A 23,077-nucleotide genomic window follows, 5' to 3' on the forward strand; every position below is an offset into this window, starting at 1 on the left:
GGCGCGGAACCGGCTCCGCCGGGCCGCAGCGGTTGTCCCCCTTAAGGGGGATTCCGGCTACACGCAGTGAGCCGAGACAGGGGGTTAGTTCCCTAAATAGGCGTCCAATACCTCTTTATTGGCCCGGATCTCCGCCGGCGTACCAATGGCCAGCACCTTGCCTTCGACCATCACCATGATGCGGTGGCACAGGCCCATCACAAAATCCATGTTGTGCTCGATCACCACAAACGAAGCCTTGCGGCCAAATTTGGGGTTCTGGTTCAGATCCCGGAGCAGCGACGAGATGCCGCCCACCAGGCTGGGATTGACGCCCGCGCACGGCTCGTCGAGCAGCACCAGGTCCGGTTCGGCCATAAAAGCCATGGCGATGTCCACCAGCTTTTGCTGGCCATAGCTCAAGGTACCGGCGAGCTTGTCAGCCACATGGCGGATGCGGAACTGGTCGATGAGCGCATCCGCCTTGTCGCCCAACCCCGAGTCGCCAGGCGCGAACATGCGGCCGAGCAGGCTGCCCTTGTGCTCCTGGGCCGCCACGATCAGGTTGTCGCGCACCGTCATCTTTCCGAACACCTGAAGGGTCTGAAAGGTGCGGCCCACGCCACGCCGGCTGAGCTCCAGCGGCGACAGGCCGGTGATGGTTTTACCGTTGAGTTCGATCGTGCCGGCATCGGGGCTGATCTGGCCCAACACGCTGTTGAACATGGTGGTTTTACCCGAGCCATTGGGTCCGATGACACCAAAGATTTCCCCCGGCATGACTTCAAAGGAGACCCCGCCCACAGCCTGAATGGCGCCATAGGCCTTTTTGAGCCCGGCAACTTTTAACAACGCGTTTGTCATGATGCCGCTCCGATCCGGCTGGCTGCAGCCGCACGTGCCTGGGACGCCTCACGCGCTGCGCGCTTGGCCCGTATACGGTCAGGAATGCTGAGCAACCCATCGGGCAGCCACACCATCAACAGCACCACCGCAGCGCCGAACATCGGCAAATACCAGTTGGACACCAGCGGCACATCGCGCAGCCACTCCGGCAGCACCACCCCCACGGCGGCGCCCACGATGGGGCCCAGGAAATAACCCGCACCGCCGACCACCACCATCAGATACATCATGATGGACGCGGCCACCGTAAACGGCCCCGGCTCGATGAACTGCACCAGCGATGCAAACAGCGCACCGGCGATGCCGGCGTAAGCCGCGCCAATGGCAAAACTCAGCAGCGTGTAGTTGCGGATGTCCACCCCCAGGCTCTCGGCCCGTATCGGGTTGTCGCGCAAGGCCGTGAAAGCCTTGCCCCAGGGTGAGCGCAGCAACCCCCACAGCAGGCCCGAAAGGATGACCGTCACGGCCAGTACAAAGTAGTAGTAAGGCAGGTTGCCTTCGAGCGAATACCCGAAGAGGGACGGCCGTGCAATGTTGTTGATGCCAAAGGTGCCTCCGGTGAGCCACTCTTCATTGCGCATGACCAGCCAGATGGCGGTGTTAAAACCCAGCGTTGCGAATGCCAGGTAAATGGCTTGCACGCGCAGCGCCGGGAAACCCAGGATCAGCCCGACGGCAAAACAGATCAGTGCGGCAGCCGGCAAACCAAGCCAGAAGCTGACACCCGCCTTCATCAGGATGGCGACGGTGTAGGCGCCAATACCGAAGAAGGCCGCGTGGCCCAGCGATTTCTGGCCCGCGTAGCCAATGGTCAGGTTCAGTCCCATGGTGGCAATGATAAAAACCAGCCAGTAGGTCAGCAGGTAGATGCCGTAGCTCTTCAGGAACTGCGGCACCGCCAGTACCAGCAAAGCGGCCAGAACCGTCAATACCAGGGCAAATTTGTTGTTGGCGAGCTTCATACCTTGCGCTCCTCTTTTTTACCCAGCAGGCCTTGTGGCTTGAAGAGAATCACCACCATGAAAATAACCAGCGCCACGGCGTCCTTGTAGGCCGGAGAAATATAGGCAGCGGCCAGGTTCTCGCACACCCCCACAATCAGCCCGCCCAGCAAGGCGCCGCGCGAGTTGTTGAAACCGCCGATGATGGCGGCAAAAAAAGCCTTGGTACCCAGGCCTTCGCCCATGTCGAACTTGGCGAGGTAAGTGGGCGTAACGAGCAGGGCCGCCGCCACCGCCAGCACGGCATTGATGGCGAAGGTGTAGAAAATCATGCGCGGCACATTGATGCCCAGTACCGAAGCGCTTTCGGTGTTTTGTGCCACGGCCTGCATGGCACGGCCCGTGACGGTTTTGGCCAGGAAAGCCTGTGTCGCCATCACGATGATCAGGGCCAGCGCAAAAGTGCCGATGTCCTGAAGCGTTATCGTGACGCCGGCGATGTTGAACAGCTTGTCGGCAAAGAGACTCGGAAAAGGATGGGCTTCGGCGCTGTAGCCGGCGCGCACGCCATTGCGCAGGGCAATGGAAAGCCCGATGGTCGCCACGACGATGGGCATCATGCCGTACTTGAAGAGCGGATCCACCACCCCCCGCTTGAAGACCCAGCCCAGCAGCAACACGGCCAGCAGCACCGCCAGCACAAAGCTCACCAGCATGGGTGCGCCCAGCGAAATGAAGGCCAGCATCATGAAGGCCGGCAGCATGACAAATTCACCCTGCGCAAAGTTGATCGTTCCCGAGGCCTGCCACAGCAAGGTAAAGCCCAGGGCCGCCAGCGCATAAATGCTGCCGGTGGCCAGGCCCGAGAAAAAGAGTTGGAGAAAGTCTGTCATGGGAAGGTCCGATGGAGAAAGTCGGTTGTATTCAGCGGAGTTCTCAATGGGAAGGGCTTGCGCCCTGCCCCATGAGCGGCCGGCCCCGCATGGCCGGCCGAGGTTGCAGTTACTCAGTTACTTCTTCGCGGCTGGCTTGGCCGCAGCAGCAGGTGCCAAAGGAAGGGTCTTGCTCACGTCCCGGGTGGCCAGGCCAAGCGGGGGAACCATGTCAATGACTTCCTGCTTGCCGTTTTTGACTTCCACCATGAAGCTCATGCGGTCGAGGTCGCCCTTGTTGTCGAACTCGGTGTACATCAGCGCGCCGGGATATTTGTCGGTGTTGACCTTCAAGCCCTTCATGGCCGCAGCCACGGCCTTGCGGTCCAGCTTGCCGGCTTTTTCGATGGCGGCCTTGAGCACGTAGACACCGGAGTAGCCCTTCATGCCGTTGTGATCGGAGATGTACTTGTAGTCCTTCTCAAACTTCGCTTTGAAAGCGCGGATGGCGGGCACCGGCGCATCCACCGTCAAGCCCACGTGGGCAATCGCGCCGTTGGCAGCCTCACCGGCCAGCTCAATGACTTTCTGGCCTGTCAGGGTGGTTTCGCCGATGATGGGCTTGTTCCAGCCCTGCTTGCGCAGCTCGCGCAGCAAGCGTGCCGACTCTTCTTCGTTCGAATAGGCGAACACGCCGTCTGCATTGCTTTGCTTGGCACGCAGCACCGCGGCGGAGAAGTCGACCTGGCCCGGTTCGGTGGAGATCTCGCTCAGGATTTTGGTCGGCGAATTGGCGAGGGCTTTTCTGATCGAGTCCATGCCGCCCTTGCCGAAATCGTTGTTCACATAAATGACGGCAATGCTTTTGAGTTTGGCCTGGTCACTGATGTAGCGTGCCACCTTGGGCATGGCAGTGGCTTGCGTGAAACTGGTGCGAAACACGTAAGGGTTGCCCTGCTCGGTGATGCTGGCTGCCTCGCCCCCGGTGAAGTTGGGCACCTCGGCGCGCCGTGATTCGGCCATGCTGACCATGATGGAGCCGGAGAACACCGGACCAAAGATGGCAAACGCGTCGTCATCGATGGCCTTTTGCGTCAGCCCCTTGGCCACGCCCGCATTGCTTTGCGTATCAGCGGTGGTTGTCTGGATTTTCTTCCCCAGGATGCCGCCGTTGGCATTGATTTCCCTGACGGCCAGCTCCACGCCGTTCTTGAAGTTGGTGCCTGCCGTGGCGCCGCCGCCGGACAGCTCGACAATGTTGGCGATCTTGATGACGTCTTGCGCAAAACCAGCGCTGGCACTTACTGCAAGCGCGCAAGCAGCTATCAATTTGAGAGCGAATCGTTTTTTCATGGTTGTCTCCTCTGGGGGGTTAAAAAATCAAGGTGATGCGAGTCGTGCTTCCCCGACTCCTGGGATGGGAACACTGTCAGATGGTGTGGTCTGGAAGGGGCGCCTGATTTCACCGGCCATCGTGGCGGGGTACAAATGCCCACGGATAAAAGTGGCATCGCGGCGAACGGCCTGCGCCGCTGCGGCATGCCCAAAAAAATCCAGGTAGTCCGGCACCTGCTGGATCAGCATCTCAAATCCGGGCTGTGCGGTCAGACCGCGCTCGCGGGCAGCGCGAACCAGCGGCGTCGGCTGGTTCTTCATGAGGATGTCCATGACGGCCGCATGCGGCGCCATGCGGGAGACATCGCACGGCAGGGGATCATCGGCCCTGAGCCCCAGCGGTGAGGCATTCACCACCACGTCATGGCCCGAAGGGTCACCGCTGCTCACAGCCGCGATGCTTGCGTTTGACAGCGGCATAGCGGCGGTAATCTGGTCGGCCAGCACCTGCGCCTTGCCGGGCGCCGGGTCATACAGCGAAATGGCGGCCGGCGACTGGTTTCCCGCCATCGCGAGTGAAGCGGTAATCGCGGCTGCCGCGCCGCCTGCGCCCAGTATCAACACGCGCTTGCCGGCGTAGGCCACACCGAAATAGTCCAGCGACAGGACAAACCCTTTGCCATCAAACAAGGCACCTTCCAGTTCACCGGCTGCGTTACGGCGAATGCCATTCACCGCACCGGCTACCCGGCCCGCGTCATTGCAATGCGAAAGCAGGCTCATCACTTCTGCCTTGTGCGGGATGGTCAGCAACATGCCTTTGACGTTCCTGGCCAGGAAAGCGGCTTTCACAAAAGCCTGGATGTCCCCGGCGGCCACATGCACCGGGACAAGGACAGCATCAATACCCAGCGTCTTGAAGATCAGGTTGAACACCTCCGGCGCACGCACCTGCCCGACCGGATCGCCGGGGATCAGATACACGTCGGTATTGCCCTGAATGGTGGAAAACATGCTGGATTGCCTAAAACGTTCGATAATCGATTGAAACTGCCAGATTTGGTGTGAACTTTAGTAGCTAGCCTCAGGAATCCCAACAGGTTTATCACCAAATTGATCGATGATCGCTCAATAAAGATCGATGATCGAACGAAACAAGGGTTTGACCTATGCCTGCGTTGAAACCCTCTTGTGAATACTTCAGCAAATGACTGCGGCCAAACTCCCCATTTCACCCTCTACATTGCAGGCCCCCAGCCCTTCCACGCTGGACAAGCGCGACTGGATTGCCGGGCTGGAAAAAGGCCTGTCCGTCATCGAATGTTTTGACGACGCCAACCCACGCCTGACCGCCAGCCAGGCCGGCGCGCGCTGCGGCATGACACGCACGGCCGCCCGCCGCTATTTGCTGACGCTGGAGCACCTGGGGTATGTCGCCGGCGACGGCAAGCTCTTCTGGCTGACGCCGCGGGTGCTTCGCCTGGGCCAGTCCTACCTGGAGTCGGCCCGCCTGCCGCGCATCGTGCAACCCTTTTTGCAGCGCGTGACCGCCGGCACCCAGGAGAGCGCGTACGTGAGCGTGATGGACGGAGACGACATCGTCTATATCGCCCGCAACGGCTCCAGCCGCGCCATGAACACCGGCTACGTGCTGGGCTCACGCGTGCAGGCCCAGGTCACGGCAGCGGGCCTTTTAATGCTGTCGATGCGCGACCCCGCCTGGCTGGAAACCTGGCTGGCCAACCACGAGCTCAAGGCCTACACCTCATACACAATCGCCAGCAAGGACCGCCTGCGGATCGAACTGGCGCGCGTGCGGGCACAAGGATGGGCGATTTCCGAGCAGCAGCTGGAACTCAATTACCGCGGTATTGCCGTACCGCTGCGGGACCGGCACGGGGAAGTGGCCGGGGCGCTCAGCGTGACCATGCCCATGGGGCATGAGTCGAGTGAGGATGCGGGGGGACGGGTTTTGTCGGTGTTGCGGGAGACGGCGCAGGCGATGAGAAACCTGATTTGAGTGCATCTGCCAGGGCGGTTCTTGCTCTGGCGATGCGCGCTTTGCTGAGGGTGGCTGGCCGGGGGTTGCCCGGCCAGCCGCTCTCAGTAGAGAACGCCCAAGCCGGAGCAAGATCCAGCCTCAAGATTCGCTATCAATTCAATAGCTGCCCGCGCTTATCCCTATTAGTCAAAAGCCATTTTCACTAATGAATCAAACCACCCCAACACTCCCCGTCAACGGTAAAACAATCCCCGTGACATAACTGGAACAAACAGGAGAAGCCAGAAATACATAAGCAGGCGACAACTCCTCAGGTTGCACCGGCCGCCTCATGTCGGTCTTCCTGCCGAAGTCCTTGATGACGAGTGGCCCGCGCCTGGCGCGGTGTAGGAAAGATTCGCGCCTTCGCCCCAGCCATGCCTTGCGGCCGCTGCAGCGTCGGGCCGAATCTTGCACAATCAAGGCAGCCATCTTTTCCATTGCCGCTTTTGTTGCCGCCCGAGCGGCGTTTGATGCAAACCCGACACTTCCTCCAGCTCATCGCGATGTCCGCCCTCTGGGGCGCATCATTTCCCCTGCTGCGTATCGCCAGCCCTGCCCTGGGGCCGTGGGTGGTAGCGGCCACCCGCTGCGTCCTGGCCGCAATCGTGCTGGGTCTGCTGATGAGCAGGCTGCGCGGCCAATGGCCGCCGCGCGAGGCGTGGCCCCGGCTGGCGCTGCTGAGCATGCTGTCGGTGGTGGTTCCCTTTGTGCTGTACAACTGGGCCGCGCTGGTCATCCCGTCGGGCTATTCGGCGGTGCTCAATGCCACGGTGCCGCTCTTCGGCGTGATGGCCGCCGCGCTGGCCGGCGAGGAAAAACTCACCCGCATCCGCCTGCTCGGCTGCGCGGTCGGCTTTGCCGGCGTCGCGCTGCTGGTGCAACTGGGGCCCGTCGCCGTCACGCCCCGGGTCGTGCTGGCGGCGTTGGCCTGCGTCGCCGCGTCGGCCAGCTACGGCTTCGGCGCCATCCTCATGAAACGTGCCACCATGGCCTATTCGCCGCTGCCTTCGTCAGCGGTGGTGCATGTGGCCGCGGCCCTGATCCTGCTCATACCGGGCGGAATCGCCGCACCCTCGGCTGTTCTGACGCCGGGCGCCGTGGCTGCCGTTACGGTGCTGGGCACGTTTACTTCCGGGTTTATGTACTGGATCAGCATGCGGCTGATGCGCGAGATTCCGGCCAGCGCCACCACGTCGGCGGCCTTCATGATTCCGCTGTTCGGCGTGACCTGGGGCGGGCTGTTTCTGGGGGAGCCGGTGACGATCAGCATGTTGCCCGGTTGCATCCTGGTGTTATCGGCCACCGCGCTGATCACGGGTTTTAACCCGTTTCGGGCTGCGCCACCTGAGCCATAAAGCTTAAGGCACGCACCGGCGCGAAGTCGTAAAGAAATCGTGGCGAGCGGCCCGAGCAGCCCGAGGTCGTGTCGAGGACCGGAGCCGTACACCCACCCGTACGGTGAGGACCGCAGATGCGAGATCGGGCCGCGCAGCAGATTTATTTTCGGTTTCGCATGATGTTGGGCGTGGCGACCACCACATCCGCATTCTGCGCACGCTGGCGCAGCGCATGCTCCATTACCACCAGGGCCAGCATGGCCTCGGCAATCGGCGTGGCGCGAATGCCGACACAAGGGTCGTGCCGGCCCTTCGTCACCACCTCGGCGGGGTTGCCTGCGGTGTCGATCGACTGGCGCGGCGTGATGATCGAGCTCGTCGGCTTGATGGCGATGGACACCTCCAGGTCTTGCCCCGTGCTGATGCCACCCAGTACACCGCCGGCGTTGTTCGACTGAAAGCCCTCAGGCGACAGACCGTCGCCGTGCGCGGTGCCGCGCTGCGTGACGCTGGCAAAGCCGGCGCCAATTTCAACGCCCTTGACGGCGTTGATGCCCATCATGGCGAAAGCGATGTCAGCGTCCAGCTTGTCAAAGAGCGGATCGCCCAGGCCCACCGGCACCTTGGATGCTGTGACACGAATGCGCGCGCCGCAGGAGTCGCCCGCCTTGCGCAGCGCGTCCATGTAGTCTTCCAGTTTCGAGACGTCGGCGACCGGCGCGAAGAACGGGTTGCCCGGCACGTGTTCCCACGATTCAAACGGAATCGCGATGTCGCCGATCTGCGTCATGCAGCCGCGAAAGGTGGTGCCGTATTTTTCAGCCAGCCACTTCTTGGCCACCGCGCCGGCTGCCACCATGGGCGCCGTCAGGCGGGCGGAGGCACGGCCACCGCCGCGCGGGTCGCGCCGGCCGTATTTGTGCAGGTAGGTGTAGTCGGCATGGCCTGGGCGGAAGGTTTCCAGGATGTTGCCGTAGTCCTTGCTGCGCTGGTCGGTGTTCCTGATCAGGAGGCAGATGGGGGTGCCCGTGGTCTTGCCCTCGTACACGCCGGAGAGGATCTCGACAGCGTCGGGCTCATTGCGCTGGGTCACATGCCGGCTGGTGCCTGGCCGGCGGCGGTCCAGGTCGCCCTGGATGTCGGCCTCACTCAAGTCCATGCCGGGCGGGCAGCCGTCAATCACGCAGCCAATGGCCGGGCCGTGGGATTCACCGAAGTTGGTGACTGCGAATAGGGTTCCGAAGGTATTTCCGCTCATGGGGGGATTATCCCAGAGGGGGCTGAGGGGGCACGGACAGCCTGATTCAGGCCCGCCGTTGACAAGCCCGGACAAACCCGGCGTGTGCGTAGCGCTGGTTTCTCGTGGTCATGTCAGACCAATGCCGAAGGGGCCGGCCCTTTCGGCAAGAAGGTAACAGCGGAAAAGTCGCTGCGCCAGAACATTGCCGATGTGATTGGAGCTCCCCAGGATTCAACGCAGGCAAGCACATCGCCTCGCTGCAATCGTTTCCGCTTTAATCGCAACTGATACTTTTCCAGGTTTTCGAAGGACAAAGGATCTCCCTTTTGATAGAAGTCCCAACCTGGGTTGTCACTCATTACACGGACAAAGCGCAACAAAGCGCCTTGGGAATAAGCAGAAAATTCATTCACGGCGTCCTTCCGGCAATCATCAGCGGTACTTCGAATTGAAATTACATCAAAGCGAAACGTCGACTGCGCGTAAGCTGGTACGTAACCATCTCCCGCAGACAGGTGAGGCATAAAAACCGTTAGCCCAGGTGCGTTAGCCGGTGACCACAGAATGAGCGGCGGCGCGCCTTTGTCTTCCGTGTACGGCTGTTCTGGCAAGACAAACGAGGTTGGGCTGCCATGAACCCGCATTGGCGGATAGCGATCAAACGCCTGGGCAACCTCGGCCACCGGTGCCTTGATCACAGACAGATTGAAGAATGGTCGATCCAGAACAGACATGATGCGAACGTTTTGTTGCTTGCCGCACTGCGACTACGCGAACTCACCACGGCGCGGTGCAACTTCGCCCTGCAGAAGAACACGTAATGTGAACTTGAGCGGGAAAACCTGAGACTCTTTCATGCGCAGCGCGGCCGCAACCGCCTTGCGTTCCTTTTTTGCCTGCGGGTACTCGGCCGAGGGAACGAAGATGTGGTCGTTTTCATGCAGCAGCACCCCATGCCCAAACTCGAGATCGCCAGCCGTGGTCACGCCAACAAAGCCGGTGAACATCTGGCCCGAGGAAGCAAGGAAATCAGCAGCAACGGACAGGTCGTAAAGGTCCGGGCCCATCATCTTCGCCGGATGAGGACGAACCCAGGTTTCGTCCTGCTCTTCATCCCCTTCCTCGTCGCTTGCGAACTCCCAGATGGGAAAAGCGATGAGGTCTTCCGGCTTGAGTTGGTCAATGGGCTTTCGGGTCTTCAACGATGGACGCATGGACAGTGTCTTCTAAGGTGAAAGTGTCAACAAAACCGGTCAAGCCCGGCCCTCGCTTGAAGAAAGGGTCAGGTCTCCGCTCCCCCTTGAGGAAACGAATGAGCTTGGGCCACATGTCAAACGCCTTTGAGTCGGATGGGTGGAGGTTTAGACGTTCCTGAACTATAGCTTTGCAAAGGCCCCTCTTTGTCGCCCTGGCTGTGCAGCCAGCGGTGTAGCCCACGCCGCACACACTCTGGAACACTTCATGCTTGCTGCACCGCACCAATCCCGAGTTGGATGTCTTGATTGAACAGGAGCACCCCATGCTGGACCGCACCGCGACCAAGTTTTCCCATGTCAAGCCTGGCGACACGCAGTTTGTCTCCGGTGGTTTGCGCGACTTTTTCCTGTACCGTGACCTCGGCATTGCCGACGCGACCAACGGCAAAGTCATCGCGCACCTTGTGAAGGCCAATATGGCACCAGAAACAGGCACGGGATGGCACCGTCATGAGGCAGATTTCCAGATCGTCATCATGACCAAGGGCTGGGCCCGCTTTATGTACGAAGACAAGGAAACCCTGGTCGAGGCCGGTGACGTGGTGCACCAGCGACCAGGCATCAAGCATTTCCTGTTCGACTACTCACCCGACATGGAATACCTGGAAATCGTCGGGCCAGCGGACTTCAAATCCATAGACGTAGACCCGGTCTGCGAAATTCCGCCACCTACCCCCTGGAAATAGCGCCCCCACGGTCGCTCACTTCGTGTAGCTCCCTGCCCCCCGAGGGGGCCGCCCGCCTGCGGTCTGGCAAAGCCAGTCCCGCGGCTCATGCTGGCTTGAAGATTTCAGGGCGTATGTAGCGGGGGTATTTCACCAGTGGGGGCCGCGGGTCCGGCTTCGCCGGCCCCAGGCGCCGCCCCCTGCAAGGGGGGAACAGGCTACACGCAGTGAGCCTGGACGGGGGTGTTCAAAATTCTGCATCCAACTCATCAATGTCATCCGGCTCCTTCCGAGCCTCAGCCACCCACTCCTTCATAGCCGGCAACTCCATCACCCGCTTGCAATACGCCGTGCAAGCCTTGTCCAGCGGCACGTCGTAAGTGAGAAACCGGGTAACCACCGGCGCATACATGGCATCGGCCACCGACAGCTGCTTGCCGAACAGATAGGGGCCGCCATAGGTGGCCAGGCATTCCTTCCAGATTTCCAGCACGCGGTCGATGTCGGCCTGCGCGCGGGACCAGACCTTGAAGCCCGAAAAATGGGCCTTGATGTTCATCGGCAGCGCAGCGCGCATGGAGGCAAAGCCTGAATGCATCTCACCGCACACCGCACGGCAATGCGCCCGCACCTTGATGTCCGCGGGCAGCAACTGGGCTTTAGGCTTGATTTCATTGAGGTATTCGGCAATCGCCAGGGTGTCCCACACCTTGACGTTGCCGTGCTGCAGCGACGGCACCAGCATGCTGGACGAAAGCAGCAGCATTTCGGCTTTCATCGCCGGGTCATCCGGTGAAATCACTTTTTCGGTGAATTCCAGCCCCGCGAACTTCGCCAGCAGCCAGCCGCGCAGAGCCCACGCTCCGTAGTTCTTGCTGCTGATCGTCAGGATGGCTTTGGCCATGCACATGCTCCTTGAACCGGAAAGGCCCTGCTGGCTAGCAGGATGGGTGCATGAACTCCCGCAAGGCTTATGCCAGCCTGCATTTTTCGGCTCCGACTGGCCCGTAACTTGCCTGCATGGACTGGCAGAGACAAAGAGACAACGAATTCCGATTCATGTCAGGACAACCATGCTTTACCAGGCCTACCAAACCCAGTCCGACCTGCTGTCGCCGTTTCGCCTGTTCGCCCAAGGCGGTAGCGCGGCATTCTGGCTGGGTAAAACCGAAGGCAGCCTGCTCCGCAAGATTTCGGCGTCCATGGAGGTGTTTTCACGCCTGCGGCTGACGCATACCCGGCCGGCCTACGGCATCAGCTCGGTGAAGGTGGGCGAGCGCGAACTTGCCGTGACGGAAGAAACCGTTCTGTCCATGCCCTTTGGCACCCTGCTGCGCTTTCGCAAGGAAACACCCGCAGGCCTGCCCTTCCAGCCGCCGGTGCTGCTGGTAGCGCCGCTGTCGGGTCACTTTGCCACGCTGCTGCGCGAAACCGTGCGCACCCTGCTGCAAGACCACGACGTGTACATCACCGACTGGCACAACGCGCGCGATGTGTCCCTAAGGCACGGCCCGTTTGCGCTGGACGACTACATCGACCACATGATCCGCTTCACCCAGGCTATTGGCCCCGGCACCCATGTGGTGGCGGTGTGCCAGCCCTGCGTGGCGGCACTGGCGGCTACCGCCATCATGGCTGAAGACGACGACCCGGCCCAGCCACGCAGCCTGACCCTGATGGCCGGCCCGGTGGACTGCCGCGTGAACCCGACAGGCGTCAACACACTGGCCACCAGCCAGCCGATTGAGTGGTTCGAGAAAAACCTGATCAGCCATGTGCCGCTTCCGCACGCCGGCTACATGCGCCGCGTGTATCCCGGTTTTGTGCAGCTCAGCGCTTTTCTGAGCATGAACCTGGACCGGCACAAAAAATCCTTCCAGGACATGTACCAGCACCTCGTGGACGGTGATGTGGAAAAGGCCAATATCATCCGCGTGTTTTACGACGAGTACCTGGCCGTGAACGATTTACCAGCCGAGTTCTATCTCGAAACGGTCGAAAAAGTCTTCCAGACCTACGATCTGCCGCTGGGCAAGCTCAGCTATCGCGGCCGTCTCGTCAAACCTGCTGCCATTCGCCGCACGGCACTCATGACGGTTGAAGGGGAACGCGACGACATCTGCGCCGTAGGGCAAACGGTAGCGGCGCAGGATCTGTGCACCGGCATCCGGCCCTACATGAAAACCCACCATGTGCAGACCGGCGTGGGGCACTATGGGGTGTTCAGCGGACGCAAGTGGAATCAGCAAATCTACCCGCGGGTCCGGGAGATGATTCACTCGAGCATGGGCTGAAATTCATACAAAATCGGCCTCCAGTCCAATGGAATCGGGCGCAAGCAGCTCCTGAATTAATAGCACCACGTCGAATCGTGTGCGAGCGCTTGCCGGCAGAGTCCGATGCTCTGCCTAGACGCCATCGTGCCCATTCAACACAACTCTGCGCAGCATCGATCGGTACTTGAGCGCCATGAGCACAGCAAGCGGATAGCCCAGGCATCGCATCGGGTTCAGAAAGTGAAGCCAATACGGACGGGCGTACCAACGCTCCATACGCTTCTTGAGGTACTTCTCTTCATATCCCCAGTCAGGCATGATCATCCACAGCATGAGCGGAAAAATCAGGAAGGTGTCGAAAGCAAACGAGGCGCAGACATCCCTGAAGATGATTCGATCGACGAGCTTGAGGTCATCCGCCGAGATATTGCCTTTCAGCACAAGTTGCCGGCATTCGGTGTCCTCGATTCCGATCTCGGTCCATGCATACGAGATGATTTCCCAGACGTAGTATTTCTTCACCATGTCAACGGCCCCTGACGCTTGAGGAGGCAACTCACCGCACATAGCGATACCTCAGCCATGCAGGGCGCTCGCCCGACTGCAGAAATTCCCTGATGGCCGTGAATGCACGGTCTTTACCCATGCACTCTTCAATGAGGTGAGGCCGTATCTCACCATGGGCGATCTTGGTCCGTACTTCCTCAGACGGCGAAACAGGCGCTACGTGATCCAGAGCGCGGTATTCGCTACCGTTTTCATCGAGAAAGATGAGACTGGCATATTCGCCGTACCACTCCACCGCAAAAAAGATATCTACCCATCGCCGTGCACCCAGAATGCGCTGCCACAGCGGGCGCGGGCCAGCATCCGCGCTGAGCGCCAGGCGCCCTTGCGGCAACCGCTCTGCAAGCGCTAATTGTTCAACGAGCGCTTTCAGCGACGACACTGTGGAATCCACCTCGTTCAACTCGATTTCCCATTCGGTGCAAGAAGTTACGTTCATACAAACCTGATATTTAAGATAAAGGCACAGCCGTGTTCATGCGCGCGTGCCATCGCTCCGCTCCGTCCATGCCACCAGAGCCCCAATCAAACCCATCGCGCCCACCAATCCCAAAATCACTCCACGCCCCTCCATCACCCCTGCAAACACCCCCACCAGCATCCCCGCCAGCGGCTGCGACAAATTGTTGAGCATCACAATCACGCCAGTGGTCTTGCCGAGGTCTCTCGGTGGAATGATCTTCTGACGCAGGCTGCGGATGTAGACGTTGAACATTTTGTCAAAGCCGATCACCAGCAAGAAACCGGCGATGTACATCCAGAAGTTGCCAGCCAGCCCCGTGAGCAGGCCGCCGGCCAACATCACGCTGTATGACACCAGGCCCAGGGTGCGCAAGGGCAGCACGGTGCGGGCGATGAACAGCAGGATGATGACGGTGGCAATAGCGCCGGCCGTTTGCAGCAACGCGTAATCGCCCGCAGAGCGCTGCAGCAGCCCGGTCACCATCGCAGCCGAGGTGGCGAGCGTCACGCCGATAACCAGGTTGACGCCGGCTGCCAGCGCAATCACTTTTTTCAGGCCCGGCAGGTGCAGCACCTGCGAAAACGCGGTGCGGATGGGCAGCAGCCAATGGTCCGGGGCGGTCTCGGGCGCGGCCAGCTCAACCGGGTTCTTCCGGTGCCACAAGGTCACGGCGCCGTCGGCCAGCAGAAAGAGCGCCGCGGTAGCTGCCACCACCGCGGGCCATGGCACCCAGCGCAACAGCACTGACGCCAGCACGGGCCCCAGCACCATGCCGAGCTGGTCGGCAATCTGCGCATGGGCCAGCACTTTTTCAAAGCGGTGCTGCCTGAATATCTGCGGCAGCATGACCTCGCGGGCCATCAGGCCCTGCGTGGTCAACACACCGCAGACCGCCGACAGGGCAATCAGCCAGCCGATGCCGCCCAGCCACTGAAAAGCGGCCGCCCCGCCGATGCACACGAGCGCGCGGTAGAGCTGGCTGATGCGCAAAAGCTTGAGAGGCGAAACCCGGTCGCACAGCGCGCCACACACGGGAAAAGCCAGGAAGCGGGGGAGCGTTTCTACCGTGAAGGCGATACCGGACCAGGCCACGCTGCCCGTGATTTCGAAAACCACCAGAGGAACCAGGAAGAGCAGTATCTGGTCGGCAAGCCTGGAAAGGAAGAGGGAGCTATAAAACAGCTGGCCGTTGGCGTTGTTGGCGTTGTCGCGCACCCCTGCTCCCATCGCCTTGCTCCGCAAAGCAGGCCAGATACCTTGCGTATCTGGCTATTATTTTGATAGCGCCTTGCGCTCCTCCTGATTGGGCTGATTGGGCTGATTGGGCTGGCGGCATCTTTTATGCAAAGAACGCCGTCAAGCCCGTACCCCTCATATTCAGCTGCGGTCGGCGCCGTCTTCCTCCGGCCAGTCGCGGATGTAGGCCTTGAGCATCTTGTTTTCGAAGTTCTGGCTGTCCACCACGGCCTTGGCGACGTCGTAGAGGCTGATGACGCCCATCATGACTTTCTGGTTCATCACGGGCATGTAACGCGCGTGGCGTTCCAGCATCATGCGGCGGACTTCGTCGAGTTCGGTCTCCGACGTGCAGGTGAGCGGGTGGTCGTCCATGGCGGTACGCACCAGCGTGCTGCCGATCTCGCCGCCGTTTTTGACGATGCAGACAATCACTTCGCGAAATGTCAGCATGCCGACCAGGTCACCGTGCTCCATGACGACCAGTGAGCCGATGTCTTTTTCGGCCATGATCTGGGCCGCCTTGGCAAGGGGTTCGTCAGGCTGGACGGTGTAAAGCGTGTTGCCCTTCACGCGCAGTATGTCTAGAACCTTCATGGCCATCTCCTCGGTTGTGCTGCTTGCCGGCCCTCATTGTCCCACCACAGCGCGGCAACAGGGAATTCAGTTTAAATATAGCCCACAATCAAACGGCAGGTTGCAAGAATCTGTTCGGGCTCCTGCGATTGCCCGGCGCACCGCCACTTTTTTCTGACTGGAGACAAACCCATGCCCGGTTACTCAGACCCCGGCTTCGACACCCTGGCGTTGCACGCCGGCGCCGCGCCCGACCCCACCACCGGCGCGCGTGCCGTGCCGATTCACCTGACGACTTCTTTCGTCTTCGAATCCAGCGACCACGCGGCCAGCCTCTTCAACCTCGAACGTGCGGGCCACGTCTATTCGCGCATCAGCAACCCGACCAATGCGGTGCTGGAGCAACGCGTGTCGGCCCTGGAAGGCGGCATAGGCGCGATCGCCACGTCCAGCGGGCAGGCGGCGTTGCACCTGGCGATTGCCACCTTGATGGGCGCCGGTTCGCACATCGTGGCCAGCACCGCGCTGTATGGCGGCAGCCAGAACCTGCTGCACTACACCTTGCGCCGTTTCGGCATCGACACCACCTTCGTCAAGCCCGGCGACCTGGATGGCTGGCGCGCTGCCGTGCGGCCCAACACCAGACTTTTCTTCGGTGAAACCGTGGGCAACCCGGGCCTCGATGTGCTGGACATCGAAGCGGTCTCGAGCATCGCCCATGACGCCGGCGTGCCGCTGCTGGTGGACTCCACCCTCACCTCCCCCTGGCTCATCAAGCCCTTTGACCACGGCGCCGACCTGGTCTACCACTCGGCCACCAAGTTCCTGAGCGGCCACGGCACGGTCATTGGCGGCGTGGTGGTGGACGGCGGCAGTTTCGACTGGGAAAAGTCCGGAAAATTTGCCGAACTGACCGAAGCGTACGAAGGCTTTCACAACATGGTGTTCAGCGAGGAAAGCACCGTGGGCGCCTTCCTGCTGCGCGCGCGGCGTGAGGGCCTGCGAGACTTCGGCGCCTGCATGAGCCCGCACACGGCCTGGCTGATTTTGCAGGGCATTGAAACCCTGCCGTTGCGCATGGCGCGGCACATGGGCAACACCGAGAAGGTGGTGCATTTTCTTGCCAGCCACCCGCTGGTGTCGCGTGTGGGCCACCCCATGCTCGAATCGCACCCCAGCCACGCGCTGGCCAAAAAGCTGCTGCCGCGCGGCGCCGGTTCGGTGTTCAGCTTCGACATCAAGGGCAACCGCGAACAGGGCAAGGCCTTCATCGAGGCGCTGAAAGTCTTTAGCCACCTGGCCAACGTTGGCGACTGCCGCAGCCTGGTGATCCACCCAGCCAGCACCACGCATTTCCGCATGAGCGACGAAGCACTGGCGGCCGGCGGCATCACACAAGGCACGATCCGCCTGTCGATTGGCCTGGAAGACCCGGACGACCTGCTGGACGACCTCAAGCGCGCCCTCAAGGCGGCAGAAAAAGCCGCCGTGAAAGCGGGGGCTTAAAGCATGTACCTCGACGTCAACGGCCACAAAACCTATTGCTACACCGGCGGCAAACCTTTCGATGCGGCCAAACCCACTGTCGTGTTTATCCACGGTGTGCTCAACGACCACAGCATCTGGATACTGCAGACCCGCTACTTCGCGCACCACGGCTTCAACGTGCTGGCACCCGACTTGCCCGGCCATTGCAAAAGCGAAGGTGAGCCGCCGCAGTCGGTCGAAGAAGCGGCGGCCTTCATCATCGCGCTGCTCGGTGCAGCCGGCATCAAGAGCGCCTCACTGGTGGGCCACAGCTTTGGCTCCCTCACGGCGCTGCACGCGGCGTCCACTGCATCGCACAGGGTGACGCACCTGGCGCTGCTGGGAACCGCCGCGCCGATGAAGGTTTCGCCCGCGCTGCTGGACAACGCACTGAACCAGCCGATGAAGGCCATCGAAATGGTCAACACTTTCTCGCATTCCATGCTGGCGCCGCCGCCCTCGTCGCTGGGCCCGGGCACCTGGCTGTATGGGGGGTCGAAGGCGCTCATGAAACGGGTGCTGGCCAGCAATACCAAAGTCAACCTGTTCCACCGCGGCTTCAAGGCCTGCGACGACTACACCGGCGGCGAAGCGGCCATTGAAAAAGTACAGTGCCCGGTGCTGTTCATCCTGGGCAAAAACGATTCCATGACCTTGCCAAAAATGGCGGCGCCGCTGCAGACCAAAGCCAAAAATGCCAGGACGGTGATGCTGCAGGCCGGCCACCAGATGATGACCGAAGCACCCGAAGGAGTCTTGTTTGCGCTGAAGGATTTCATCAAGCCATGAGCGTGCTGACGGCCACGCCGGCGATGACGCAGCAGCGTGCGCAGGAAATCGCCGCCAGCTTCGACCTGCGCGCCTTGCCGCCGGATTTTTACGCCAACCCCTATCCGGTGTATGCGCTGCTGCGCGAAACCGAGCCCGTCAAGCGCATGCCGGACGGTTCCTGGTTCCTCACGCGTTATGCCGACCTGGTGGCGGTGTACCGCGACGCGCAGACCTTCAGCTCGGACAAGAAGGTGGAGTTCGGGCCCAAATACGGAGCGGGCTCGGCCCTGTTTGAACACCACACCACCAGCCTGGTGTTCAACGACCCGCCGCTTCACACGCGCGTTCGCAAACTCATCATGGGCGCCCTCACGCGGCGCGCCATTGCTGATATGGAGCCCGGGCTCATCACGCTGGTCGATAGCTTGCTGAATGCGATCGAGCGCCGGGGCGGTGGTGATTTGATTGAGGATTTTGCTTCGGCGATCCCGGTGGAGATCATCGGCAACCTGCTGGGCGTGCCGCATGCCGACCGGGCGCCGCTTCGCGCCTGGTCGCTGGCCATACTCGGCGCGCTGGAGCCCAAATTGACGCCCGAACAGGAAGCCCTGGGCAATGGCAGCGTGCGGGACTTCACGGGCTACCTCAAGGACCTGGTGGCGGACCGGCGCAAACACCCGGGTGACCCGGAACACGATGTGCTGACACGGCTGATCGGCGAAGAAGTGTCGGGTGAAAGACTCAGCGAAACCGAATTGCTGCAAAACTGCGTGTTCATCCTGAACGCCGGCCACGAAACCACGACCAATCTGATCGGCAATGCCTTGGTACTGCTGCAGGAATGGCCGCAGGCGAAGCAACAGTTGCTATCAAAATCAGAGCTGCTCGCGCACATCGATAAAGGGCTAGAGGCCGATTTAACTGTTGAAATCGATGAATTCCTGCGTTTTGAGCCGTCCAACCAGCTGGGCAACCGCCGCGCGCTCAAGGCCTGCCAGGTGGGCGGTGTGGACTTGCCCGAAGGCGCGTTGCTGACGCTATGCATTGGGGCCGCGAACCGCGACCCGGCACAGTTTTCCAACCCCGAACATCTGGACCTGGCACGCCAGGACAACCGCCACCTGGCCTTCGGCTTCGGCATTCACCAGTGTGCCGGGCTTAGCCTGGCGCGGCTTGAAGGCCGCATTGCCATTGGCCGGTTTCTTCAGCGCTTTCCGCACTACCGCCTGACCACCAGCCCCACACGCGGCGGCCGTGCGCGCTTCAGGGGTTTTCTGAAGGCGCCGTTTTCAACGACGGCTACCTGACCTGGCGTTGCGCGCCCACACGGTGCGGCGCCGCTTCCAGCGCCTGCAACAGCGCCTGTGTGGATGGCAAATGGGGCACGGGCCTGACGTCGGTCTGCTCCAGCGACTCCAGCAGGCGGGAAAGGGTTTGCGCATGCGGCGTCAGGGGACCCAGAAAGCGCGTGCCGCCCGCATCAGCAATCAGCAGCGTGGGAAAGGTCTCCACTTCCAGGTCGCCGACCAACGCGGCTTCATCTTCAATGTCCAGCCAGACAAACCGGCTTTCCGGATAGCGCAAGGCCATTTCCGAGAAGACGGCGCCGTAGTCGCGGCAAAGGCCGCACCAGTCCGCGCAGAGGCAAATCACCCAGCGCGTGGGAGCGGCCATTACCGGTGGTTCGCTGTGGGGAATCTCTGGAAGCAAAGCAGATGGCATGCAGACGCAAGAGTGCATAAAGGATGCAGGGGCCGGGTGGCCATGGATTGACTATTATGGCCAGCGCCGCAAAATAAGGAGCACCACCGGATATCCGGCGCAGGAGACAAACCCATGAATGCCATCAGCCCCGATGCGGCCGAAACCGGCGTCACGACACCCGTTGATCCCCGCAGCTTTGCGTCTTTCGCGGATTTTTACCCCTTCTACCTGGGCGAGCACCGCAACGCGACCTGCCGCCGCCTGCACTTTGCAGGCTCAAGCCTCACGCTGCTCTGCCTGGCAGCGCTGCTGATGACCCGCAATCCGTGGTGGCTGCTGGCCGGCCTGCTGTGCGGCTACGGCTTTGCATGGATCGGGCATTTCGGATTCGAGAAGAACCGGCCCGCCTCGTTCAAGCGGCCACTCTACAGCTTCATGGGAGACTGGGTCATGTACCGCGACATGTGGCTCCAGGCCTTGCGGCGCATCAAAGGCACCTGAGCCCGTTTCCCTGCGTGGCCTTGGCCCCCACAACGGGCTCTAACAGACCTTATCGGGGTTTATCAGGAGTCCAGTGACTGCAAGGGACCGGTTTTTAACGCCTTGAGGCAAGCAGCGCCGGCCTGCAACGCCGCTTCATGCGTGGGGTACGGGTGGTCGGAACCTTCAATGCGCAGGTCCGCCATGTGCTCTTCGGCTGACAGCTGCGTGACCACCCAGTAAAAAAGACCCGCTGACGGCTCCTTCACCCGCACCGCGAGCGGCCCGGGCGCATCGGGAACGGCGGCACTCATAAAGACCGCCCGAGTTCATTGCTCACGTCTTTGGCGGCAGGGCCTACTTCCGCCACGGCAACGCGCAGTTCAAGCTCACTGCAATCGAGTGCGCTGACCCAGTATTTCAGGGAGGCTTCCTCGTTGATGTTGATGGGCTCGTTTGTCAGGGCCGGGTCGGCGATCAGGTTCGATGGTGATGTCACGGTTCTCTCCAGCTTGGTTGTCAATTGAGGGGATTGCAACAGATGAAGAGAATCGTGGCGTAAGCATAAAGATGGTCTTGTAAGAATTCCTCCCGCGCGCCTGAAGGCCTAACGGGCGAAAATTTGTGCGGTGCAGCATAAAAATTCTTACAAGGCTTACGTCACCCGAACGGCTTTTGCAGGATGAGGCAATCAGGCTTGAAAACGGGCTCAAACCTGCCTCCTGGCACGCATTTGGGCTGAAGCGGAGTCTTGCCAAATCGCAAGGAGGCCACGTCAGGAGGGCAAAACGATGCGGGTATGCGCCTGAACCGCCGCGAAGGCGCGACGCAAAAAATTAAAGGCCGGACTCGCCGTCTACCCGGATGCCCAACTGCTTGACCTTGACGCGCTGCTCCACGGCCTGACTCCACATTTCGAAGTCTTTATTGGTGGGCGCCGGGCCCTGGCCGGTCTGGTAGGCCCACATTTTCGCCGTCAGCTCTTCGTAGATCTGTCGGGCTTCCTGGTGCGCCTGCCGTTCATGGGCAATGGCGCCGTCCAATTTTTCCCTGGTTGGTGTTTTTGATGGCATTGTCAGTGCGTGAAAAAATCAAAAGCCTGATTTTGTTACAACACGCAGGCAGTCACAAATATCCCCAAACAGGGACTGGTTTTTAGTCCGGATGGACTAGCTCCGAAACCTGCTGATGTGCGGGGTTGGCGGGTCGGAGTCGGCGGTTTACAGCGCGTCGCGTAGCCGTATGGCCGGCCACCGGGCCTTTTCCCACAGGCCCTGAACCGCTTCGGCCTTGTCCAGCAGCAGTTGCTGTATCAATGGCTCCAGCGGCGTGGTGTCGGGGTCGGCCAGCAGCAGGTAACGGGCTTCCACCTCACCCTCGGCTTCATTGAGCTGGCCTACCCAGTCCAGCGCAACCAGTGTTTCCAGTACCGGCTCCAGCTGCAGCCCGTCCACCTGGAGGAGCTCGGCCAGCTGCGAAGCGCTGACACCCTTGCGCGGGGTGGCCAGTGCCCGGTGCAACTGCTGGAGCACTTCAATGGCCAGCTGGAAATGCCAGCCATGTGCGCTGCCGCGGCGGGCCACTCCGGCCAGGAGACTGGGCAGGTACGCGGCAATCACAGCGCCCATCAGCACGATGACCCAGGACACATAAATCCATACAAGGAGGATGGGCAAGGTAGCGAACGCGCCATACACCAGCGAATAGGTCGGCACGGCGCCCAGATACAGGCTCAGCACGCGTTTGGCCACCTCAATGCCCGCAGCCACAAACAGGCCCCCTACCCAGGCATGCGACCACTTCACGTAGGTATTGGGCACATAGCGGTACATCGCCGCCATGCCCCCCGCCACCAGGAAAAACTGCAGGACGCTGAGCAGAAAACGCAGGCTGACGGGCAAAGCGCCCACCAGGCCGCCCGAGGCCGACAGCACATAAGAAGTGACCGCCAGGCTGGCCGCCAGCAGCAGCGGCCCCAAGGTAATGGCAGCCCAATAAATGAGCACACGCTGCGTCAGTGGCCGCGCCTTTTTGACGCGCCAGATACCGTTGAGCGTTCGGTCAATGGTCAGGATGAGCGCGATGGCCGTGACCAGAAGCACGGCCAGGCCCGCGATGCCCAGCTTATTGGCCTGGCGGCTGAATTGCGTCAGGTAACCCAGCACCTGGCGGGCGATGTTGTCGGGGATCAGGCTCTGAATCAGCCAGGCCTGCAGGGCGCCCTGCAACTTCGAGAACATCGGGAAGGCCGTAAAGATGGCCAGCGCCACCGTAAAAAACGGCACCAGCGCGATCGAGGTGGTGAAGGTCAGGCTGCTGGCGGTCAGGCCCATGTGGTCTTCCCGGAAACGGTCACGCAGCGTGAGCGCTGTGCCGCGCCACGGAAAGCGCGACAGGTCGCTCAAGAGGTCCTCGAGATATTGCTGAAATTTCATCCCCGGTATCATGCCACTGACCTTGAACCTGTTGACGGTCCAGCGGGTTCCCATGACCATGAACAAAACAACGCAAATTGACATCACCCGCCGGCTCGCGCTGGCCAGCCTGCTGGGCCTTATCGTGCTGGGCCTGGCCTGGGAAATGTGGCTGGCGCCCATACGCCCGGGCGGCTCATTACTGGCGCTCAAAGTGCTGCCGCTGTGCATTCCACTGGCCGGCATCATGAAAAACCGCATGTACACCTACCGCTGGGTCAGCCTGCTGGTGTGGCTGTATTTCACCGAAGGCGTGGTGCGGGCCTGGAGCGACCGCGCCCCCGGCAACTACCTGGCCTTCATCGAGGTGCTGCTGTGCCTCACGCTGTTTGCCGCCTGCGCGATGCATGTGCGGGTGCGGCTGAAAAACGCCCCCACTGCTTCCAGCGCCTCAAATCCATCAACCCCTTAACCTGAAGCCGAACATC

At 61.1% G+C, this 23,077-nt stretch carries 27 protein-coding genes and 1 pseudogene; 9 read left to right on the top strand and 19 right to left on the bottom strand.

Features of this window, described 5'->3' with window-relative positions; translation table 11 throughout:
• Positions 1 to 84: 84 nt before the first annotated feature.
• From AC1DWQ_RS00545 to AC1DWQ_RS00565, 5 genes are all read right to left on the bottom strand, one after another.
• Positions 85 to 843, bottom strand: a complete 759-nt coding sequence (locus AC1DWQ_RS00545; protein WP_457280113.1) for an ABC transporter ATP-binding protein — start codon at positions 841 to 843, stop codon at positions 85 to 87.
• Positions 840 to 1,847 (bottom strand): branched-chain amino acid ABC transporter permease, encoded by a 1,008-nt coding sequence (locus tag AC1DWQ_RS00550; protein WP_457280112.1) that lies wholly within the window; start codon positions 1,845 to 1,847, stop codon positions 840 to 842. The genes AC1DWQ_RS00545 and AC1DWQ_RS00550 overlap by 4 nt, the downstream gene beginning before the upstream one ends.
• Positions 1,844 to 2,719, bottom strand: a complete 876-nt coding sequence (locus AC1DWQ_RS00555) for a branched-chain amino acid ABC transporter permease (RefSeq protein WP_457280111.1) — start codon at positions 2,717 to 2,719, stop codon at positions 1,844 to 1,846. Before AC1DWQ_RS00555 ends, AC1DWQ_RS00550 begins: the two co-directional genes overlap by 4 nt.
• A gap of 117 nt (positions 2,720 to 2,836) precedes the next feature.
• Positions 2,837 to 4,051: an ABC transporter substrate-binding protein gene (locus AC1DWQ_RS00560; protein ID WP_477667899.1), complete on the bottom strand. Its 1,215-nt coding sequence runs from the start codon at positions 4,049 to 4,051 to the stop codon at positions 2,837 to 2,839.
• A gap of 27 nt (positions 4,052 to 4,078) precedes the next feature.
• Complete coding sequence (locus tag AC1DWQ_RS00565) at positions 4,079 to 5,047, bottom strand: shikimate dehydrogenase family protein (RefSeq protein WP_477667900.1); 969 nt, start codon at positions 5,045 to 5,047, stop codon at positions 4,079 to 4,081.
• A gap of 193 nt (positions 5,048 to 5,240) precedes the next feature.
• On the opposite strand from AC1DWQ_RS00565, the gene AC1DWQ_RS00570 reads away from it, so the two are divergent.
• A complete protein-coding gene (locus tag AC1DWQ_RS00570; RefSeq protein WP_477667901.1) occupies positions 5,241 to 6,053 on the top strand; it encodes an IclR family transcriptional regulator domain-containing protein in 813 nt (270 codons plus the stop codon).
• A gap of 192 nt (positions 6,054 to 6,245) precedes the next feature.
• Here AC1DWQ_RS00570 and AC1DWQ_RS00575 read toward each other — a convergent pair.
• Positions 6,246 to 6,404 (bottom strand): annotated as a pseudogene (locus AC1DWQ_RS00575) (short-chain dehydrogenase); the annotation flags it as partial.
• A gap of 143 nt (positions 6,405 to 6,547) precedes the next feature.
• Here AC1DWQ_RS00575 and AC1DWQ_RS00580 point away from each other — a divergent pair.
• On the top strand, positions 6,548 to 7,432 hold the full coding sequence (locus tag AC1DWQ_RS00580) for a DMT family transporter (RefSeq protein ID WP_477667902.1): 885 nt from the start codon (positions 6,548 to 6,550) through the stop codon (positions 7,430 to 7,432).
• 142 nt (positions 7,433 to 7,574) lie between these two features.
• On the opposite strand, the gene aroC is transcribed toward AC1DWQ_RS00580, so the two are convergent.
• The 3 genes from aroC to AC1DWQ_RS00595 form a co-directional block, all read right to left on the bottom strand.
• Positions 7,575 to 8,672 carry a chorismate synthase gene (aroC, locus tag AC1DWQ_RS00585; RefSeq protein WP_477667903.1) on the bottom strand — a complete coding sequence of 366 codons (1,098 nt, stop codon included), beginning with the start codon at positions 8,670 to 8,672 and terminating at the stop codon, positions 7,575 to 7,577.
• 113 nt (positions 8,673 to 8,785) lie between these two features.
• Positions 8,786 to 9,388 carry a hypothetical protein gene (locus tag AC1DWQ_RS00590; RefSeq protein WP_477667904.1) on the bottom strand — a complete coding sequence of 201 codons (603 nt, stop codon included), beginning with the start codon at positions 9,386 to 9,388 and terminating at the stop codon, positions 8,786 to 8,788.
• Positions 9,389 to 9,421: 33 nt separating this feature from the next.
• The gene (locus AC1DWQ_RS00595; RefSeq protein ID WP_477667905.1) at positions 9,422 to 9,868 is read right to left on the bottom strand and encodes a hypothetical protein; all 447 of its coding nucleotides are present in this window, start codon (positions 9,866 to 9,868) and stop codon (positions 9,422 to 9,424) included.
• A gap of 305 nt (positions 9,869 to 10,173) precedes the next feature.
• Between AC1DWQ_RS00595 and AC1DWQ_RS00600 the strand changes: the two genes are divergently transcribed.
• Complete coding sequence (locus AC1DWQ_RS00600) at positions 10,174 to 10,596, top strand: cupin domain-containing protein (RefSeq protein ID WP_092130677.1); 423 nt, start codon at positions 10,174 to 10,176, stop codon at positions 10,594 to 10,596.
• 226 nt (positions 10,597 to 10,822) lie between these two features.
• Here the strand turns inward: AC1DWQ_RS00600 and AC1DWQ_RS00605 are convergent, their stop codons facing one another.
• On the bottom strand, positions 10,823 to 11,479 hold the full coding sequence (locus AC1DWQ_RS00605; RefSeq protein WP_477667906.1) for a glutathione S-transferase: 657 nt from the start codon (positions 11,477 to 11,479) through the stop codon (positions 10,823 to 10,825).
• Between the two features lie 169 nt (positions 11,480 to 11,648).
• On the opposite strand from AC1DWQ_RS00605, the gene AC1DWQ_RS00610 reads away from it, so the two are divergent.
• Complete coding sequence (locus AC1DWQ_RS00610) at positions 11,649 to 12,869, top strand: polyhydroxyalkanoate depolymerase (RefSeq protein ID WP_477667907.1); 1,221 nt, start codon at positions 11,649 to 11,651, stop codon at positions 12,867 to 12,869.
• Positions 12,870 to 12,983: 114 nt separating this feature from the next.
• On the opposite strand, the gene AC1DWQ_RS00615 is transcribed toward AC1DWQ_RS00610, so the two are convergent.
• The 4 genes from AC1DWQ_RS00615 to AC1DWQ_RS00630 all read right to left on the bottom strand — a co-directional run bounded on the left by AC1DWQ_RS00615 (position 12,984) and on the right by AC1DWQ_RS00630 (position 15,714).
• Entirely contained in the window at positions 12,984 to 13,376 is a 393-nt protein-coding gene (locus tag AC1DWQ_RS00615; protein ID WP_477667908.1) for a hypothetical protein, read from the bottom strand.
• A gap of 31 nt (positions 13,377 to 13,407) precedes the next feature.
• The gene (locus tag AC1DWQ_RS00620) at positions 13,408 to 13,857 is read right to left on the bottom strand and encodes a hypothetical protein (RefSeq protein WP_477667909.1); all 450 of its coding nucleotides are present in this window, start codon (positions 13,855 to 13,857) and stop codon (positions 13,408 to 13,410) included.
• A 36-nt stretch (positions 13,858 to 13,893) separates the two neighbouring features.
• Positions 13,894 to 15,108, bottom strand: a complete 1,215-nt coding sequence (locus AC1DWQ_RS00625; RefSeq protein WP_477667910.1) for an MFS transporter — start codon at positions 15,106 to 15,108, stop codon at positions 13,894 to 13,896.
• Between the two features lie 150 nt (positions 15,109 to 15,258).
• The gene (locus tag AC1DWQ_RS00630) at positions 15,259 to 15,714 is read right to left on the bottom strand and encodes a CBS domain-containing protein (protein WP_457280097.1); all 456 of its coding nucleotides are present in this window, start codon (positions 15,712 to 15,714) and stop codon (positions 15,259 to 15,261) included.
• A gap of 171 nt (positions 15,715 to 15,885) precedes the next feature.
• On the opposite strand from AC1DWQ_RS00630, the gene AC1DWQ_RS00635 reads away from it, so the two are divergent.
• Genes AC1DWQ_RS00635 through AC1DWQ_RS00645 form a run of 3 tightly spaced genes read left to right on the top strand, consistent with a single transcriptional unit; the run spans position 15,886 to position 19,298 of the window.
• Entirely contained in the window at positions 15,886 to 17,199 is a 1,314-nt protein-coding gene (locus AC1DWQ_RS00635; protein WP_477667911.1) for an O-acetylhomoserine aminocarboxypropyltransferase, read from the top strand.
• Positions 17,200 to 17,202: 3 nt separating this feature from the next.
• Positions 17,203 to 18,009, top strand: coding sequence for an alpha/beta fold hydrolase (locus tag AC1DWQ_RS00640; protein WP_477667912.1), 807 nt, complete (start codon positions 17,203 to 17,205; stop codon positions 18,007 to 18,009).
• The gene (locus tag AC1DWQ_RS00645; RefSeq protein ID WP_477667913.1) at positions 18,006 to 19,298 is read left to right on the top strand and encodes a cytochrome P450; all 1,293 of its coding nucleotides are present in this window, start codon (positions 18,006 to 18,008) and stop codon (positions 19,296 to 19,298) included. The genes AC1DWQ_RS00640 and AC1DWQ_RS00645 overlap by 4 nt, the downstream gene beginning before the upstream one ends.
• On the opposite strand, the gene AC1DWQ_RS00650 is transcribed toward AC1DWQ_RS00645, so the two are convergent.
• The gene (locus AC1DWQ_RS00650) at positions 19,291 to 19,665 is read right to left on the bottom strand and encodes a thioredoxin family protein (RefSeq protein ID WP_477667914.1); all 375 of its coding nucleotides are present in this window, start codon (positions 19,663 to 19,665) and stop codon (positions 19,291 to 19,293) included. The two genes, AC1DWQ_RS00645 and AC1DWQ_RS00650, sit on opposite strands and share 8 nt — an antisense overlap.
• A 162-nt stretch (positions 19,666 to 19,827) precedes the next feature.
• Here AC1DWQ_RS00650 and AC1DWQ_RS00655 point away from each other — a divergent pair, with 162 nt between their 5' ends.
• On the top strand, positions 19,828 to 20,196 hold the full coding sequence (locus AC1DWQ_RS00655) for an Mpo1-like protein (RefSeq protein WP_477667915.1): 369 nt from the start codon (positions 19,828 to 19,830) through the stop codon (positions 20,194 to 20,196).
• 62 nt (positions 20,197 to 20,258) lie between these two features.
• Here the strand turns inward: AC1DWQ_RS00655 and AC1DWQ_RS00660 are convergent, their stop codons facing one another.
• The 4 genes from AC1DWQ_RS00660 to AC1DWQ_RS00675 form a co-directional block, all read right to left on the bottom strand.
• A complete protein-coding gene (locus tag AC1DWQ_RS00660; protein WP_477667916.1) occupies positions 20,259 to 20,489 on the bottom strand; it encodes a hypothetical protein in 231 nt (76 codons plus the stop codon).
• Positions 20,486 to 20,674: a DUF3606 domain-containing protein gene (locus AC1DWQ_RS00665; protein WP_477667917.1), complete on the bottom strand. Its 189-nt coding sequence runs from the start codon at positions 20,672 to 20,674 to the stop codon at positions 20,486 to 20,488. Before AC1DWQ_RS00665 ends, AC1DWQ_RS00660 begins: the two co-directional genes overlap by 4 nt.
• Positions 20,675 to 21,011: 337 nt before the next feature.
• A complete protein-coding gene (locus AC1DWQ_RS00670; RefSeq protein ID WP_477667918.1) occupies positions 21,012 to 21,248 on the bottom strand; it encodes a hypothetical protein in 237 nt (78 codons plus the stop codon).
• A 147-nt stretch (positions 21,249 to 21,395) separates the two neighbouring features.
• Positions 21,396 to 22,610, bottom strand: coding sequence for a YihY family inner membrane protein (locus tag AC1DWQ_RS00675; RefSeq protein WP_477667919.1), 1,215 nt, complete (start codon positions 22,608 to 22,610; stop codon positions 21,396 to 21,398).
• A gap of 58 nt (positions 22,611 to 22,668) precedes the next feature.
• Here AC1DWQ_RS00675 and AC1DWQ_RS00680 point away from each other — a divergent pair, with 58 nt between their 5' ends.
• Positions 22,669 to 23,061 (top strand): DUF2069 domain-containing protein, encoded by a 393-nt coding sequence (locus AC1DWQ_RS00680; RefSeq protein ID WP_477668901.1) that lies wholly within the window; start codon positions 22,669 to 22,671, stop codon positions 23,059 to 23,061.
• Positions 23,062 to 23,077 lie beyond the last annotated feature (16 nt).

The organism is Polaromonas sp. P2_G11 (assembly GCF_056403595.1).